The 16,394-nt window shown below is 44.7% G+C and carries 12 protein-coding genes; 7 read left to right on the top strand and 5 right to left on the bottom strand.

Annotated features, from left to right (window positions below; translation table 11 throughout):
• Positions 1-32: 32 nt before the first annotated feature.
• From pstC to pstB, 3 genes are read left to right on the top strand one after another with little or no spacing between them, the layout of a single operon-like run.
• Positions 33-1,001: a phosphate ABC transporter permease subunit PstC gene (gene pstC, locus A6049_RS14340; RefSeq protein ID WP_063565319.1), complete on the top strand. Its 969-nt coding sequence runs from the start codon at positions 33-35 to the stop codon at positions 999-1,001.
• Positions 998-1,906 carry a phosphate ABC transporter permease PstA gene (gene pstA / locus A6049_RS14345; protein WP_063565320.1) on the top strand — a complete coding sequence of 303 codons (909 nt, stop codon included), beginning with the start codon at positions 998-1,000 and terminating at the stop codon, positions 1,904-1,906. The genes pstC and pstA overlap by 4 nt, the downstream gene beginning before the upstream one ends.
• Before the next feature lie 53 nt (positions 1,907-1,959).
• Entirely contained in the window at positions 1,960-2,715 is a 756-nt protein-coding gene (gene pstB, locus A6049_RS14350) for a phosphate ABC transporter ATP-binding protein PstB (protein ID WP_197521356.1), read from the top strand.
• A gap of 75 nt (positions 2,716-2,790) precedes the next feature.
• Here the strand turns inward: pstB and A6049_RS14355 are convergent, their stop codons facing one another.
• The gene (locus A6049_RS14355; protein WP_063565321.1) at positions 2,791-3,747 is read right to left on the bottom strand and encodes an MORN repeat-containing protein; all 957 of its coding nucleotides are present in this window, start codon (positions 3,745-3,747) and stop codon (positions 2,791-2,793) included.
• Positions 3,748-4,360: 613 nt separating this feature from the next.
• Between A6049_RS14355 and A6049_RS14360 the strand changes: the two genes are divergently transcribed.
• Positions 4,361-7,894: an S-layer homology domain-containing protein gene (locus tag A6049_RS14360; RefSeq protein WP_095206101.1), complete on the top strand. Its 3,534-nt coding sequence runs from the start codon at positions 4,361-4,363 to the stop codon at positions 7,892-7,894.
• A gap of 168 nt (positions 7,895-8,062) precedes the next feature.
• Here the strand turns inward: A6049_RS14360 and A6049_RS14365 are convergent, their stop codons facing one another.
• Positions 8,063-9,106, bottom strand: a complete 1,044-nt coding sequence (locus tag A6049_RS14365; RefSeq protein ID WP_063565323.1) for an alpha/beta fold hydrolase — start codon at positions 9,104-9,106, stop codon at positions 8,063-8,065.
• 275 nt (positions 9,107-9,381) lie between these two features.
• Positions 9,382-10,248, bottom strand: a complete 867-nt coding sequence (locus A6049_RS14370; RefSeq protein WP_063565324.1) for a helix-turn-helix domain-containing protein — start codon at positions 10,246-10,248, stop codon at positions 9,382-9,384.
• A 190-nt stretch (positions 10,249-10,438) separates the two neighbouring features.
• Between A6049_RS14370 and A6049_RS14375 the strand changes: the two genes are divergently transcribed.
• Positions 10,439-11,455: a quercetin 2,3-dioxygenase gene (locus A6049_RS14375; protein WP_063565504.1), complete on the top strand. Its 1,017-nt coding sequence runs from the start codon at positions 10,439-10,441 to the stop codon at positions 11,453-11,455.
• Positions 11,456-11,462: 7 nt separating this feature from the next.
• A complete protein-coding gene (locus A6049_RS14380; RefSeq protein WP_063565505.1) occupies positions 11,463-12,812 on the top strand; it encodes an MFS transporter in 1,350 nt (449 codons plus the stop codon).
• Positions 12,813-13,145: 333 nt separating this feature from the next.
• Here the strand turns inward: A6049_RS14380 and A6049_RS14385 are convergent, their stop codons facing one another.
• Positions 13,146-14,468, bottom strand: a complete 1,323-nt coding sequence (locus A6049_RS14385; RefSeq protein WP_063565325.1) for an amidohydrolase family protein — start codon at positions 14,466-14,468, stop codon at positions 13,146-13,148.
• 198 nt (positions 14,469-14,666) lie between these two features.
• Entirely contained in the window at positions 14,667-15,278 is a 612-nt protein-coding gene (locus tag A6049_RS14390) for a TetR/AcrR family transcriptional regulator (RefSeq protein WP_063565326.1), read from the bottom strand.
• Positions 15,279-15,715: 437 nt separating this feature from the next.
• Here A6049_RS14390 and A6049_RS14395 point away from each other — a divergent pair, with 437 nt between their 5' ends.
• A complete protein-coding gene (locus A6049_RS14395) occupies positions 15,716-16,384 on the top strand; it encodes a Hachiman antiphage defense system protein HamA (RefSeq protein ID WP_240321401.1) in 669 nt (222 codons plus the stop codon).
• The last annotated feature ends 10 nt before the right edge of the window (positions 16,385-16,394 follow it).

Consider the following 16,394-nt stretch of genomic DNA (forward strand, 5'->3'; position numbering starts at 1 on the left):
CTGGCTTCTCTATGTGAAAGGAAGAGCCCTTCATGATCGATTTAAATCCATCCACGAACAGCCCTGCTCCGAGTGAGCTTGGTTCAAGCATCGGCAAGGCTCCCGGATCGGGAACCCGGTTTGACCGTAAGGCGCGTTTAAGATGGTCCAATAAACTGTTTCGCATGGTCTGTATTGGCAGTACATTGTTCGTTTGTCTGGTTCTGTTATGCATTCTGGTCCTTATGCTTCGTACGGGCGTTCTGACCTTTGCGGATGTTTCGCTCAGCGAATTCTTTTTCTCTACCAACTGGGACCCGGAAAATGAGCATTACGGTGCGCTGACCTTTATTCTGGGAACGCTGGCACTGACGGGGCTCACGATGCTGTTTGCCATTCCAATCTCCGTCATCATTGCCGTGTTTCTCGCGGAAATGACGCCAAAATGGCTTCGCCATATTCTGCGACCCGTATTGGATCTGTTGGTGGGTATTCCTTCTGTGGTATACGGTTTCTTGGGACTGACGATTCTCATCCCCTGGCTTAGGGATATCAGTGGACATGATCTGGCGGACGGTTTGCTCGCAGCGTCCATCGTTCTGACGATTATGGTGCTGCCTACCATTAGCCGGATCAGTGATGATGCCATATCTGCTGTACCGAACAAATACCGGGATGCAGCTTATGCACTTGGTACGAACCGATTCCAAACCATAACTCGTGTGGTCTTGCCTGCTGCAAGAGGCGGAATCATGTACGCCGTTATTCTTGGGATGACTCGTGCCATTGGAGAAACGATGGCGGTGGTGATGGTCATCGGCAATACGGCGCAGCTCGCTAACAGTCTGTTTACACCAACAGCGGTGCTGACAAGTAATATCGTCATGCAAATCTCAAGCGTCGAATTCGATTCCACCTGGAATCACGGGCTGTACATGATGGGCTTTATCCTGCTTGCCATTTCCATCTTGATGATTGTAGCCGTAAGAATGCTTCAGAAGAAAGGGGGACGCTACTCATGAGTATGAAGAAACAGGCGAACGCTGTCCCCGCCTATTCGTTCGGCAAACGCAGAGGTGCATCCACGCTGATGGACCGGATTTTTACGGGCATGGTATGGGGTGTAGGGATTGTCGTCATTTTATTCATTGTTGGACTGTTATTTCTTCTTCTGGAAAAAGGGCTGCCTTTGCTGAGCTGGGATTTTCTATATGGTGTTCCAAGCGAGATTGAAGAAGGAGGAGGGATTGGGCCGGCGCTGTTCAACTCGTTCTATGTGCTGATTCTATCCCTCCTGATCTCGATTCCCATCGGCATGGCGGCCGGGATTTATCTAGCGGAATTTGCTCCAAACAACAAACTCATGGAGATCGTGCGGATTTGCGTGGAGGGACTGTCTTCTGTTCCATCCATCATCTTTGGTTTGTTTGGTATTGCCCTGTTTGTAGAGTTCTTCGAAATTGGTCTTACGATTCTGGGCGCCGCCGTCAGCCTTGCCTTTCTGAATCTGCCTGTGCTTACCAGGGTAACCGAGGAATCGGTTCGGGCGGTTCCGGTTGAACTTCGTAATGCGTCCTTTGCACTTGGCTCTACCCATTTGCAGACGATCCGTAATGTATTGCTGCCGGTGGCTATAAACGGGATCATGACAGGCATTTGCCTCACGGCAGGTCGCGCATTCGGAGAGAGTGCCGTCATTATTCTGACCGCAGGGGTATCTACATCCGGGGAAATGTGGGATTTCAATTTGCTATCGCCGGGAGGAACCCTTGCTGTGCATCTGTGGTACATTCAATCCGAAGCAATTGTGCCCGATGCCGAGGAAATTGCGCAAAAGACAACGGCTGTGTTGATCTTTGTGGCTTTGCTCATTAATATTCTGTTCCGTGTGCCGTTGTGGCTGAATTCACGCAAGAATCAAGCCTAATGTGTCAGGCGGATCCAGTAACAAGATCAATTTCAACACCGGGAGGAACTATTGTGCGGTCAATCATTGAGATCAACAAATTGAATTTATATTACGGTCAGTTTCAGGCACTTAAGGATGTCTCCATTGAAATTCCGGAACGGGCCATTACCGCTTTTATCGGACCGTCCGGTTGTGGCAAATCGACGCTGCTGCGAACCCTCAACCGCATGAATGACCGGATACCCGGCACACGGATTGAAGGTAAAGTGGCCGTAGGGGGAACCGACATCTACAGCGGCGAGGTGCATGTGGAAACCATTCGCAAGAAGATCGGCATGGTTTTTCAGCAGCCGAATCCCTTTCCAAAATCCATCTACGATAATGTGGCCTTCGGCCCACGACAACACGGCATTCATGGCAAAAAGAAGCTGGATGAAATCGTGGAACAGAGCCTGCGTTCTGCTGTCCTGTGGGATGAAGTAAAGGATAACCTGAAGCGTTCCGCGTTAAGTCTATCCGGAGGACAACAGCAGCGCCTCTGCATCGCACGTGCACTGGCAGTGGAGCCGGACATTCTGCTTATGGATGAGGCTACGGCGTCGCTTGATCCCGTCTCGACCTTCAAGATCGAGGAGTTGGCTCATGAGTTGAAGGAACGTTATACCATCGTGATGGTCACACACAATATGCAGCAAGCAGCTCGGGTCTCCCAACAAACGGTTTTCTTCCTGAATGGGGAGGTTGTGGAATACTCTGCGACCCAAGATATGTTCGCCGAGCCCGTTGATTCGCGTACGCAGGACTATATCAGTGGTCGGTTTGGTTGATTATGGATCGGCAAGACGTGGAAGTCTTTCAGATATGATCTGAAAGGCTTTTTTCTCATTTGTGATCTTCACTACCTAGGGCATCATCCCCATATAGTCCATCTCTTTTAATGACATGATCTCGTTGGAAATGTTATTGAGTTTTGCTGAATAAGGTTTAATCGCTTGAAGGAATTCATTAAGGATTTTCTTGCGATCTTTATCAAAGGCGGCTGATGTTATGGAATTCTTTTTTAATACATTATCGTTCTTTACGACTTGTTTAGAATAACTAACTGGGTTACCATAATCGATTAGATGCGTAGACCCCGTGAATTTGCCACTAGTTAATGTGCCTTTGGAGAATTCGGAAGGTTTAATCCCAATATATTTTTCTGAAGAGCCGTCTTTCTTTTTATAATTGATAATCGTGTCAAAAAAGTGCTGGTCCCCGGTTAACTTTCCATTGAAATAATAGTTTTTGAGGGTGATTGTCGTCGTGTAATCTGTATATCTTAGTGAAACAATATCTGAGGAATGGATTGCGTAATAACCCTGAGACATCTTGCCTTGATTGAATGTTCCATCGTTAATGGTGTTTATGTAAACACTAGGTATAGGATGAACCTTGTTGTCAGAAGTAAGATACTGTACTTCTAACCATTGCGTAATTTCTTTTCCTTTTCCATGATATGTATCATTAATCCACGATCCGTTGTATGTTTTTGTTGTGAATTCACCTGTTCCTTTACCCATGTTAGATTCATCATAATCATCAAAGGGTACACCCGCACCTTCGACTAATTTATATGTATACTTGCCTTTTCCTTGCCGCTTACCATTCACCCAATCTCCAGAGTATATTTCGGTTTCTCCCCACCTCGCTGTCCCTTTACCATGAGGTTTCCCGTTTAAAACTTCGCCATAAAACGTCGCTCCATCTGACAATTTTAAATTTATTTTCTTCGATGCTGCTTCTGTTGGAGTAGAGCTTAGTAATAGTAAAATTAAAGCTATAATAGTTAGCTCCAAACCTTGATAAAATCTTCTCAAAAGTGTGCAACTCCTTTTATATAATATGATCTATGTCTAATGAGCCAGAGCCATCTTCAATAGTATCGGTTTATTGGGAGAATTTTTCTAGTTTAAATATAAAGTAGAGAGTGCACACATTTCACAACCCGTTAACTTACTCTTCACAAAAGTAAACATGTAAAAGCTAAATCAAAACCCAGTCAAACCCAGAGTACCTACGGATTCAGGGCGCATTGCGTCTGTGCATTCGTGGGTTCTTTTTTTATATTAGGCAGATGCTCCGTCCTCAAATATTTACAAAGTCCTTCATTTATACCTCTTCAGCACCTCTGTTCTGCTAATTCTCTTCCTAATGCTCCACTAGATGTGGTGGAACTTTCCTGAATGGTGAACAAAATCTGAATTTTTCTTCACCCTCTTGAAACCTCTCTCTAGTCCATTCCAGCACCTCAATATGGAGGATGATAGAGCATAATCTTCGTAGATACAGCAAAAGAAATCGTTAACGAAATATAAAGTGATGCAGGGATATGTCAAATTTTTAATAGGCGCTTTCATTGCGTTGACCCTGCCCTCAAAGTTTCTTATATTTACTCCCGACACAACAACTCAGAACGGTGGTGGGATGATTTTGTTCAACAATAAAGGAAAGAAAATGCTCGCTATGCTTACGCTTATACCACTGGCTACGGGCCTTGTCATGGGAGCTTTCCCTGCTGCGGTAACCTATGCGGATGCGGGAGATAACACTCCAACCAACAGCTCGGCAACAGGTTCATGGCAAACGGGAGATTTGCACGTACATACGTTTGAGTCCGATGATGCGCAGAATTCGTTGGAAAATGTACTCGACGCGGGACTGACGAAGTATGGTCTGGACTGGATCGCGCTTACGGATCATTTGCGGTTATCCAAGCGGGATCAGAATGGAGTAGACATTCCAGGTGGATCGATTCCGATGTCCAAAGGGATGAATGAATACCAGGTGCCACAGATCAAAGCACTTCAGGAAGCGGGCAAATATGCAGGCAAAACGATCTTCTCCGGTTTCGAATGGGACATGCCGACACATGAACACGTTGGTGTAGGTATTCTCACAGATGAGCCGAATTCGACCGAAGCGCTGGAAGCTGCAAACGAATTTGAGTATCGTTTTACCAATCGGGATGCGAATCTGTTCGATGCGGCTGACGTAGCGAATTGGGATCAAACGGGCGGACGTGCCTACACAACTCATCAGGATGCACTAGCTGCTATCAATTGGCTGGCAACCAAGTATCCAACGACGAGTTATGCCATGATCAATCACCCTTCACGGGGCAAAAACAAATATACCATCGCGGACTTCCGTGAGTTCAACGATCTGGCTCCACAAGTCGTTTTTGGTATCGAAGGTATGCTGGGCAACCAGATGGAACCGGATCGTGGTGGGTACAACACAACATACAATGTAGCTAATCCGACAGCAGATGATGGATACAAATACCGTACATACGGCGGTGTGGACTATATGGTCGCCAAGGTGGGCGGTTTGTGGGATGCATTGTTGGGAGAAGGGCGTCACTTCTGGAACTATGGCAATTCAGATTACCATTTCAAGACAATTGACACGAATTCCAGCGGTTATTTTCCGGGCGAATATGCCAAGACCTATTCGTGGGTTGATGGTACAGGTATGCAAGCCGTGCTGGAAGGACTGCGTTCGGGGAAATCATTTTCCGTATTCGGTGATCTGATCGACGCACTGGACTTCACGGCTTCCGGCGCGGGTACTCAGGCTGAAATGGGCGGAGACCTGGGTGTGACCCAAGGTGACGAAGTGGAACTGAAAATCCGTTTCAAGAGTCCAACCACGAGCAACAACTATGAAAAACCAATCAACAGCGGCACGTCCGCTGGACAAGTACCGGTGGTAGATCACGTAGATATCATCGCCGGAGATGTGATGGGCAAGGCTGAGAAGGGCACACCCGCATATTCCAAAGACACGAACGACTCCACCAAAGTACTGGCAACCTTTACGTCCAACGATTGGACAACAGATTCGGAAGGTTACAATGTCATCACGTACAAGATCAAAGCAACGGACCAGGATAAATATTATCGCCTGCGCGGTACAAATCTGGGCATGAACGTTTCTGGTGAGACCGTAAATGGTGAACCGCAACTTGACCCGAAGATCACAACAGCGGATGCAGAGACTCGGTTCAACGAGATCAATGATCAGAACTATCGCGACCTGTGGTTCTACTCTAACCCGATCTTCGTGAATGCCACACCTTACAGTGATGCACAGGCGGTAACGGATACGCTTCAAGCGATTGATCTGGGCGATCTGAACGCGGTCACTTCCGACCTTACCCTTCCTGTTGAAGGAAAACATGGAGCAACGATTAGCTGGTCCAGCTCCAACCCGGAATTGATGGATGCACAGGGGAAACTTATTACACAGCCTGAGAACAATGAGCGACTGGAATTGACGGCAACGGTACAACGTGGCAGCGAAATGGATACTAGAACGTTCACTGTCATTGTGGAGGGAACAAATAATCAGGCATTGGTGTTAAAAGGTAACATGACCACCGCTGACGGCCAGCCGTATCATACGGATACATGGACAAACCAGTCCGTAACGGTTAGTGTAACCAGCGCAGTATACGCCCCTGCTACTTCCGCAATCATTGAGTTGTCTCGTGATGGAGGGCAGACGTACGAACCGTATACAGAGAATACGCCTTTGGAGATAACGGAGTCGGGAGAAGATAAGCTGCTATTCAGAGCGACAGACGATTTGAACGAAACCTATACTTTACCATTGGTGGTCAAAATAGATCGCGAAATTCCTGTCATCACCCTGCAAGGCAACAGCCAAATGTCATTAACCGTGGGAGATACGTATAACGAGCCTGGAGCACAGGCTACCGATAATGTGGGCATCAATGGTTCCGTGCAGATTGACGGCACAGTGAACACACAAGCGGCGGGGATCTATACCCTTCGTTATAACGTGAAAGATATTGCCGGCAATGCTGCACAGGAAGTCACACGTACGGTTATCGTACAAGCCCGTTCGGGTAATGGCGGCGGGGGTTCAGGTAGTGATGGAGGCAACGCTGGAGGGAATTCCGGTGGAAGCACACCAAGCGTGCCAACAACGCCTACAGTTCCAACCACACCAACCAACCCGGATACGGGATCAGATTCTACTACTGAAGTGAAGGTAGAGGTCGAAGCGAATCAGCCAGTACAAACGGGTCTGAAAGACATCGTGCAATTCAACGCTCCGGCTGGAGCCATTGGGGAAAAAGATACGTTGCAGCTGTCCGTTGTATCCCAGGACCAATTGCAAAATGCAGCTTCGCTGAACGTACTGGGCCAAGCAGTACAGATTACTCGCAGTGGAGGACGGACATTGAACGATCAGGCAGCATTGAGTCTGCAATATGATGCTTCCAAGCTGCCACAAGGAACACAGCCAGCGATCTACTATTATAATGAAGCCCGTCAGAGCTGGGTATTCATCGGTGGTAAGACGAATGCAGCAGGAACAATATCGGCTAATGTGAATCATCTGGGTACCTTTGTTGTGTCCAGTTACACAGCTGCTAATCTGTCCGATCTGAACGGACACTGGGCATCCGACTATGCAGATCGTTTGATTGGCATGGACGTTATCCAGGGTTACACAGATGGTACATTCCAACCATCCAAGAAGATTACACGGGCAGAGTTTGTTACGTTAATCAGTAAGGCACTGGCTTTGAAGTCCGTGCAGTCGGATACGACGTTTGCAGATCAAGGCAGTCTGCCAGACTGGGCGAAGAGCGATATTGCCGCAGCCGTGCAAGCCGGAATCGTGAAGGGCTATGGAGACAATACGTTCAAACCTAATCAGACGATCACTCGTGCCGAGATGGCTGTGATGATGGCGAATGCATTGAAGTTAAGTGCAGATGCACAGTCGGGAACGAGCAATGATGCTGTAAAACCAAGCTTCACTGACGAGTTGCAAACTCCGGCTTGGGCACAAGATGCACTCAATACAGCCGTTCAGGCCAAAATTGTGAACGGATATACGGACAATACGGTTCGTGCAGGGAATATGACGACCCGTGCGGAAGCCGCAGCAATGATCTATAAGCTGCTGTTGGCGCTTCACGTGTAAAAACACAATATTTAATGAAATAAAGCAAAGGTCATCCTGAAAGGGATGGCCTTTGTTTATTTTATAGTTAACTCATATATTTCAAATAAATGATTATGTACTTGTCTCGTCCAACTTTCAATTTTATCACCTATATTAACTTCGTTGAAGTCAGCCTCGATTCGCATTTTAGTAATTTTGCATCTGCTTGATAAAGGTATCTACCATCCAATCAAAGAATCTTTGCTTCTCTTCATAATGTGGGTAGTGAGCCGAGTTCTTATAGGCAATGAATTCCTTTTGATTTCCTTCAATCTGGTCAAAAAACACCTTGGCGGCATGGGATGAAGTCATAAAGTCGTAATCTCCCATGACAAAATAAAAGGGTAGATCAAGCTTTGTAATCAAGGATGGCAAAGGACGGCTCATAGCCTCACTTATTAATATTTCTTGCGAATACATGATTCCTTTATTATAGCGAATGGTATCAAGCATATTGTATTCATTGCTGAACGTCATTCCCAGGAAGCTGGTGTCAGGGCTGTCCATCAACCTTGAAGCGCCTCCGTACCGTTCAAAAATATCTCGCGGTGTAAACGCCTGTCCTTGTTTGATCGGTTCATAGACCTGCTCCAACTGGTTTACGTCTTCATGATTACCAGCCAACTGGGCTTGCTCCATAACGTAATTCCATCCGTCCATCTCGCTCTGTTGTGTATCTGCCATCTGCCCGATCCCAATGTAAGCTTCATATTTTTCGGGTGCTCGCTGTGCAGCAAGTGTTCCTATGTATGTTCCGTATGAATGGCCAATTAATATCACTTTCTTCCCCAGGCGTTGAGTAATATAATCCGTGACGGCCAATGCATCCTCTACCAACAAGTCAGCTGAGAGATTGGAATAGTCCTCGAAAAAATGATAGGATTTGCCGCTTGCTCTCTGATCATAGTTCACAATCGTAAACTGAGATTCTAATAAATCCTGGTACTTTTTGGCGTACGGAAGTTCAGATGCACCCGGTCCACCGTGTAAATAAAGGATAACTGGGTTTTCCAGATCCTCCCCTCTGATCATGATTTCATGTCTCGTACCATTGATTTTAACTTGTTCCAATACATGAATAGGGTTTGAACCTTTTATTTTTGGCGTCCATGTTGGAAAATAAAGAACTGTGAGTGATAGCGTTAGAGTCGTAATACCAAGCCACAAACCTGTTTTTTTGACTTTGTTCATAGGATATGTCCCCTCTGGTTCAATGTTTTGAAGTGATTATTGTTCATGAACTCATAACTCTATCTTACTTGACTCGTCATTGATTCAAATCGTACGCCAGATTGAATTTGTTCTCAGTCTCAGGTTGGGCATGTACAGCTTTATATAAAGTCGTTTCTTCATCGCTTGATAAAATAAAAATAACCACAAAACCCGTACATCATTTCTGTAACGGTTTTTGTGGCCTTCTTATTTGAATAGAAAATATATGCACACTATCACACATCGCATGTGAATCACGACCCTTGAGGCTGCCTGAACTCTTTAGGGGTCATTCCGCATTTTTCTTTAAATATCCGATAAAAGTACTTCATATCCTGTATTCCAACCTCTCTGGCAATAGTTTGCACACTCCAATCGGTTTCGGATAACAGTTCACAACTTCGTTGTATACGTTTATTTTGTATCATCTGTGTCAGGGTGAGCCCGGTAACCTGCTTGAATGTTCTTTGGAAATGGCGAGGGCTTATGGCAAATCGTTCACACAAACGAGTAAGAATGGCGGATTCATTATAATGACTGGATATATAGTTCACTGCAAGTTGAATGTGGTCGGTCAGATCTCCTTGTGCAGACTGAAGATCACTTGGCTCGGCATGCCGTATGCGAGTTAGCAAGTCCATCAGATGAAGATACAGTCGGTAACGATAACCGGATTCCTTACATTGAAGTTCAAGGTGTAAAGAGTACATGATCTTCCCGAATTCTTTCTTGTTCTCCGTTACTTTGAAGCCGTTCCCCAGAGTACGAAATGGTTGAGTGAGCTCATCAATATCATCATAGATCATGCGGTCACCGATGGCTTGAGGCCCCGATAATATGTGCTTCTCCACAAGGCAATTCATGAGCGTGACAGACTGATTCAATGTAGTCTGGAACACATGTCTCGTATCTGTAGGAATGAACAACAGGTCTCCACGAGTGATTGGGATACAGCTGTCATCGATCGAGAGTGTTCCTTCACCTGCCGTCACATAAGACAATTCGTAAAATGAATGCGCATGCTTCTGACATTGGTTATTTCGTATTTCTACCGGATGCATGGAAATGGGAGTGTCATGGAAAGGGTGCTCCATGTAATAGGTTGAATCGTTAAAATTCATAAACAGGAGGCCCCTCCCTCTTCAATTTTTTATTATTTAATTTTAATGGATTAAGCGAGTGACTTCAATCAATCAGATGTCGCATTTGCCCATAGGCTGGTCGCCCTAGACCATTTTTTATATAGGGTGAAGTCCTTAAAATGAACATGAATAAAGGAATGGAGGAGAGAATCAAGTGACATCAACATTAATGAGTACATTGCCTCAGACAAGAAAGCCTTATTTACTTCGTAAAGGAGAGGGCACGAGTTATACGTTCGGTAAACAGGTAGTTACGGTCATGGCGGATGCTGACAGTACAGGAGGACAGTTCGAAATGTTCACCATCGCCGGGAGTAAGGGAGAGGTGTTTCCCCTCCATTTTCATAACAGTAGCTACGAATCTTTAATGGTTCTGGAGGGAAGAGTTGAGTTGGTAATCGACGGGCAATATCATCTTCTAACTTCTGGAGACTATGCACATATACCGCCAGGGACAAGGCATGCCTATCGGTTTGCAGGTCATCGAAATCGTATTGTTTCCTATTCATTACCTGGGAATATCACGTCTATCTTTCCTGTCATCGGTTTGGCCTATTCTTTCAAGGATTACCCACCGCAGCCCCTACACGAATGGACGCAAGAGGATTTGATCCGAGCCTCCGAGGTAGCTGATATTTGTTTTGAGGATGGAGAGTTACAGTGGGGTGCTTCCCAGCTTGTTGAGACAGGAGTAGTGCACGGCGGAGTCGTTCCTTATGTATTGGAGAGCGGGGAAGGGGATCGTCTCTTAACGGGAGATCAATTGCATCGCATTCTTGCGTCTCAGAAAAATACAGATGGCACCTACATTTTTGTATCTACAGAAGGACCGAAGGGTGAACCTATTGTAGAGCATTATCACGAGAATCATGTGGAAACTTTTTATTGTGTACAAGGCCAGATGACCATGTGGGCGAATGGAGAAGAAATTCAGCTTCATGAAGGAGACTTCCTCCACGTGCCGGAAGGTACTACCCATGCCTATCGTCTCGATGCACCGTATACCCGCTTTGTTGGAATGCTGGAGTGCGGTTTGTTTGAGCCATTCTTCCGCATATTGGGAGAGCCTTATGAACATTTTATTTTCCCGAATGAACCTGGCCCGCTACGGATGGACCGCGTTATGGCTAATATGGATACTCTGGATCTGAAAGTGGTTGCCCAATCACCGTTGCATCGCAATTAAGTACATGATGGATAAAAAAACAAACCTTACACAACAATCACAATCATATAAATTAATTTGGATTTTAGCTTTTGCGATGGTTATTTCCGTGATGAATTCCACCATGTTTAATGTGGCACTGCCTAATCTTAGAGCAGAATTCGGACTGACTTCTTCCCAGGTTAGCTGGGTGGTAACCGCGTATATTATTATATACGCCATAGGGTCGGTAACGTATGGCAAGCTGGCTGATATGTTCAAGCTGAAAAATTTGATTACATTTGGGTTATGCTGCTTTGCAATGGGGTCACTAATCGGAGTACTTGCGGACAGTTATATGTTCATCATTGTGGCTCGGATTCTACAATCGATAGGAGCGTCCGTTATCCCGGCATCTTCCATGTTGATTCCAATTCGTTATGTGGCTGAAGAAAATCGTGGCAGAGCATTGGGCATTACCTCGGCTGGTATGGCTCTTGGGACAGCTATTGGTCCAATCATTGCCGGGTTCGTTCTTAGTATGGCAAGCTGGCGTTTTCTCTTCGCGATTTCCATTTTGGTACTTGTTACATTACCGTTCTTTCGAAAATATCTGGGTAATGACAAGGGTGTAAGAGGACAGGCAGATCTTCCAGGGGGGCTATTGCTGGCGGGCGTCATTACGCTGTTAATGCTTGCGATTACAAGACAAAGCTTGCTCTTGTTGCTGCTAATGTTAGTGACCCTCGTGCTGTTCTGGATAAGGATGAGAAGATCGTCAGCACCGTTTATATCTCTTGATTTGTTTAAAAACAAACGCTACTCTCGCGGACTTCTCATTGGGTCCATGGTGTTGACTTTGAATTTGTGTGTGCCTTATCTGATCCCCCAGATGTTAACCAGTCTTAATCAGTTGTCTGCGTTACAGATCGGGTTGGTGATGTCGCCTGGAGCCTTGTTTGCTGCATTATTTGGACTTTTGGGCGGGCGCATTACGGATAAAAAAGGGAATCGTTATCTGTTTTCGTGGGCTTTTGGACTGCAATTTATTGCGTATACACTACTGTATATTTTTACAGGTGGTTCGTATGGTGTAGTGCTGTTTGTTCTTATCGCTGCGAATACAGGGCTGACATTTGCCCAGATTGCTCTGGCGAATACCGTATCCAGAACCTTGCCGAGGCATGAGGCGGGTGTTGGTATGGGTGTCTATATGATGTGCAGCTTTATCGCTGGTGCGATTGGAACGTCGATTCTTGGAACCACATTGGATGCAAAAGGGGCAAGCACTCAAGTATTCGGTTCCATTTACATCTTTTTTGGGATATGGATTGTGGTCTCCGCAGTATTGTTTCTTTCCTTTACCAAAAAGAGAGAGTCCGAATCTGCATCAACCTAGGTTGTACTTGGTATCGTCGATTTAAAATCGATAGAAGTTTTCTGTCATACGCAAGTTATTGAATAGGCTGTCCCACAAGTCCTCTAAAGGATGGTGCAGCCTGTTTGTTATGTTTACGGAAAGATCTCAGTATCCTGAAGCTACAGTAAAAAGATCGGGATAAATAAGGCAGGGAGCAGGTTCAACACTTTGATCTTCGTAATCTACAAGATGTTTAACCCCGTATAAAGCGTCAGAATACCGCCAATCAGAGTAATTTCGTTCATGATGTTCGTCGTCATGAAGATGGATAAACAATTAATCAATATATCAAGCATGATTTCACTCCTGAATTCACCAAACTGAGTTTAGAACATCATCGACTTCTTTGATTCTTGTGACAGATGGTGTATGAATTAGATTTCCTTTGACCAAGACCATAGAAATGTCTGACAAGGCCTCAATATGTTCCAGCGGATTTTGCTCCATGATAATCAAATCGGCATGTTTTCCGATATCCACCGTCCCTGTAACATCGTCAACACCGAGGATCTTCGCATTGGTTCGAGTCACCATGTCGATGACCTGTTTGTTGTTCAGGTTGGCCTGTCTCATGTAATGGTCCATCTCTCTCCACATATCATAGTGAGTCACGTAAGGCATGGCGGCATCGGTGCCGATCCCGATGGTGATGTCATTTTCGATCGCTTGTTTTACACCTTTGAGCATGGAATCGTAGACGAGTCTGGAATTCTCTTTTACCGTTGCACTTACCTTTGTTACGCTGGTATCCAGTGAAGCGGATGGATAGGCAGCTTGCAGGGTGGGGATGAGTGCGGTGTAGCCATTCAGGGCATTGGGATTATTTTTGTACAAATGAATGATTTCGTCGTCCATCTCCGAACCGTGCTCAATGGTATCAACGCCACCTTGTAACGCAACTCTTACGCCTTCCGTGCTCTCCACATGCGCTGCCACCCGCAAACCAATCTTATGCGCTTCATGGCAGATCGCCGCAACTTCGTCCACCGTCATCTGTAAACGTCCAGCTTCGCCCACCATCTTCGCATCCGTCACGCCACCCGTCACACAGATTTTGATCAGATCCACACCGTGTTTCACATTGATCCGTACATTTCTTCGTGCTTCCCACGGGGAATCGCCCACCAGAGCGAGGAGTGGAGCACCATGTCCGCCCGTGACACTTAGGAAAAACCCGGAGACAAGCAGATTAGGGCCGACAAAGTCACCGTTGTTAATCTCATCCCGCAGCTGGACGTCGGTGTAAAAGAATTCCCCCACACTGCGCATCGTTGTCACACCCGCATGGAGTGCGGTCAGCGCGTTGCGTTTCATGCGTTTTTTCAAAACGTTTCTGCCAAACTTCGTGTTCAATATCCGATCATAGGCAAACTGCAACAAACCTTCACTGACCGAGAGACTGAAAGGTTTACCGTCTGCAAAGAGATGTACGTGGGCGTTAATCAGTCCAGGCATTACGTATTTCCCTGAGAGGTCGATCGTTGTGTAGTGACTAGGGATATTCAGCTCGTGATCTCGGCCGATATCCTGAATGAGACCTTGCTCATTGACGAGAATGGTCATGTTTTTTTGCAGATTGCGGCTTGAGTCGCCGTGGATCAGATTAACGTTTTTCAATGCGTATGCGGTGTTCATATGGTGTTCCTCCTTAGAAAGTGGGTGAGGTGATAGTTAGGGTAACAAAGATACCTATTTCAATAATGAATAAATAATTCATTTTTAGGTTAAAAAAATAGGCTGATATATATGATGAAGTTTTTTTGCGTGCAAACCAAGTGAAGTTGATCTGATCTGCACGCTTTGTCTACCCGGCATAAATGATGAGATGGAGCGTTATTCGTTGAGACTCTTCATACCGTACAGTCTGTAGACATACAACGCTTCGAAAATTTGCTTCCGGCTGTCCTCACTCATATCCCGCTTCAATAGATCCAAGTTCATGTCGATCACGTTGTGCGCGAGAATGTTCAGCAAGATCAAATTCTCTTCGGTTCCGATCTCATATCGTTTATATTGATTTTTGAGATACGCCTTCTTGGTTTCGATCATCAGCTCAACAAGCTCATTTTTGGCGTTGGTGTAGATGGTACCTTTATTCTTTTTAAAGATGATCACGATCTGATTCCGGTATTTCCGTAGTACATCTACCTGTTCCTGCAACAGCGCCGACTTTCGCTCGCTATCCGTTTCCTCGAACAAGGTCTGGTTATCAAAGTGAATCGTCTCCACCAGCACATTCTTCAGATAATCCACCAGATCCGGCGGCACGACGGCGTAGAATAGTTCTTTCTTGTTCTTAAAATAAGTATAGATATTGCCCACGGAAATATTGATCTCATCCGCGATATCGCTCATCTTGGCATCCACATAGCCTTTTTCGAAAAAGACCTTGAGTGCCGCGTATTCAATCTCTTTCCTGACTTCGTCTTTCTTGGCTTGCACCATCGGGAACGACTCCTTAATAGTGAATGGTTTGTTCGTTATTAGGATAGGCTTTTTTGAGGGGGGTGTCAAATGGGACGGAATTCAAAATCCATACAATATCTCAAAGTTGCAATAGATCGAGTTCAAACTAGATAAAATAATATATTATATTATTAGGTGTATAGTCTCTTGTATTAATATAGTTGTGCATGTTAAGCCTGGATTATTTTAGAATAAATTAGTACAGAAGAAGGATAATTATAAAAAATGTCGAATATTGGTTCCTAAGCGTTGGATAAGAATTAGCACATAACATTAAAGAAGGAGTTGAGAGTATCAATACTATCAACCCAATTAATAAAGAAATTTTCACGGTTCGAGTAGAAAAAGATGAAAAATCAAATTACGAAATACATTTTTTAGCTATAGAAAATTTCACACATGAATTAACCGATTATATGTCTGAGCATTTTGTTTCTATTTGTGAGGGGATTGGAAGTGAAAGTTCCCTTAGTACAGTTAAAAAACGAACTGTTAGTTTTTTTGAGAATAAAGATAAAAATACTACAATGGGGGCAATTGCCGAATTTTTAATGCACTTGTATCTCAAAAGTTTAGGCTACAAGCAAGAATGTACTTATTTTAACTTAGAAGAAGGATCTATAAAAAAGGGATTTGATGGTTATTATAGAAAAGAGGAAATTGAATGGATTATGGAGAGTAAGTCAGGCTACGTAAATAATACATCTGTGACTCATCCCGCAAAAATCAAAAAAGCGTACGAAGATTTAGTTGAAAAGTTTACTGGAAAAGTAAAAAATAATCCTTGGAAGAACGCCTATAACCACGCATCTCTTTTAGATATCATTCCTGATGAAGATGTAAGAAGAAAGTTGAGAAAACTTGCCAGTGATTTCACTAATCAAAAATATCCTCCAATAGAAGATTATTATCTGATTCCAGCTTCTACAATTTTCCTTGACGATAAATGGGATGAACCGAATTATATTGCTATTCAAGAAGAGTTAGTAAGCTCTTTACCTGAATATAAGTGTAAAAAAATGATAGTAATATGTCTAACTAAAAAATCAATTGATATGTTTCTAAAATATATTAAATCTGAGTAGGTGTTGTTGA

The sequence above is a fragment of the Paenibacillus sp. O199 genome (assembly GCF_001636635.1).
Lineage (GTDB): Bacteria > Bacillota > Bacilli > Paenibacillales > Paenibacillaceae > Paenibacillus > Paenibacillus marchantiae.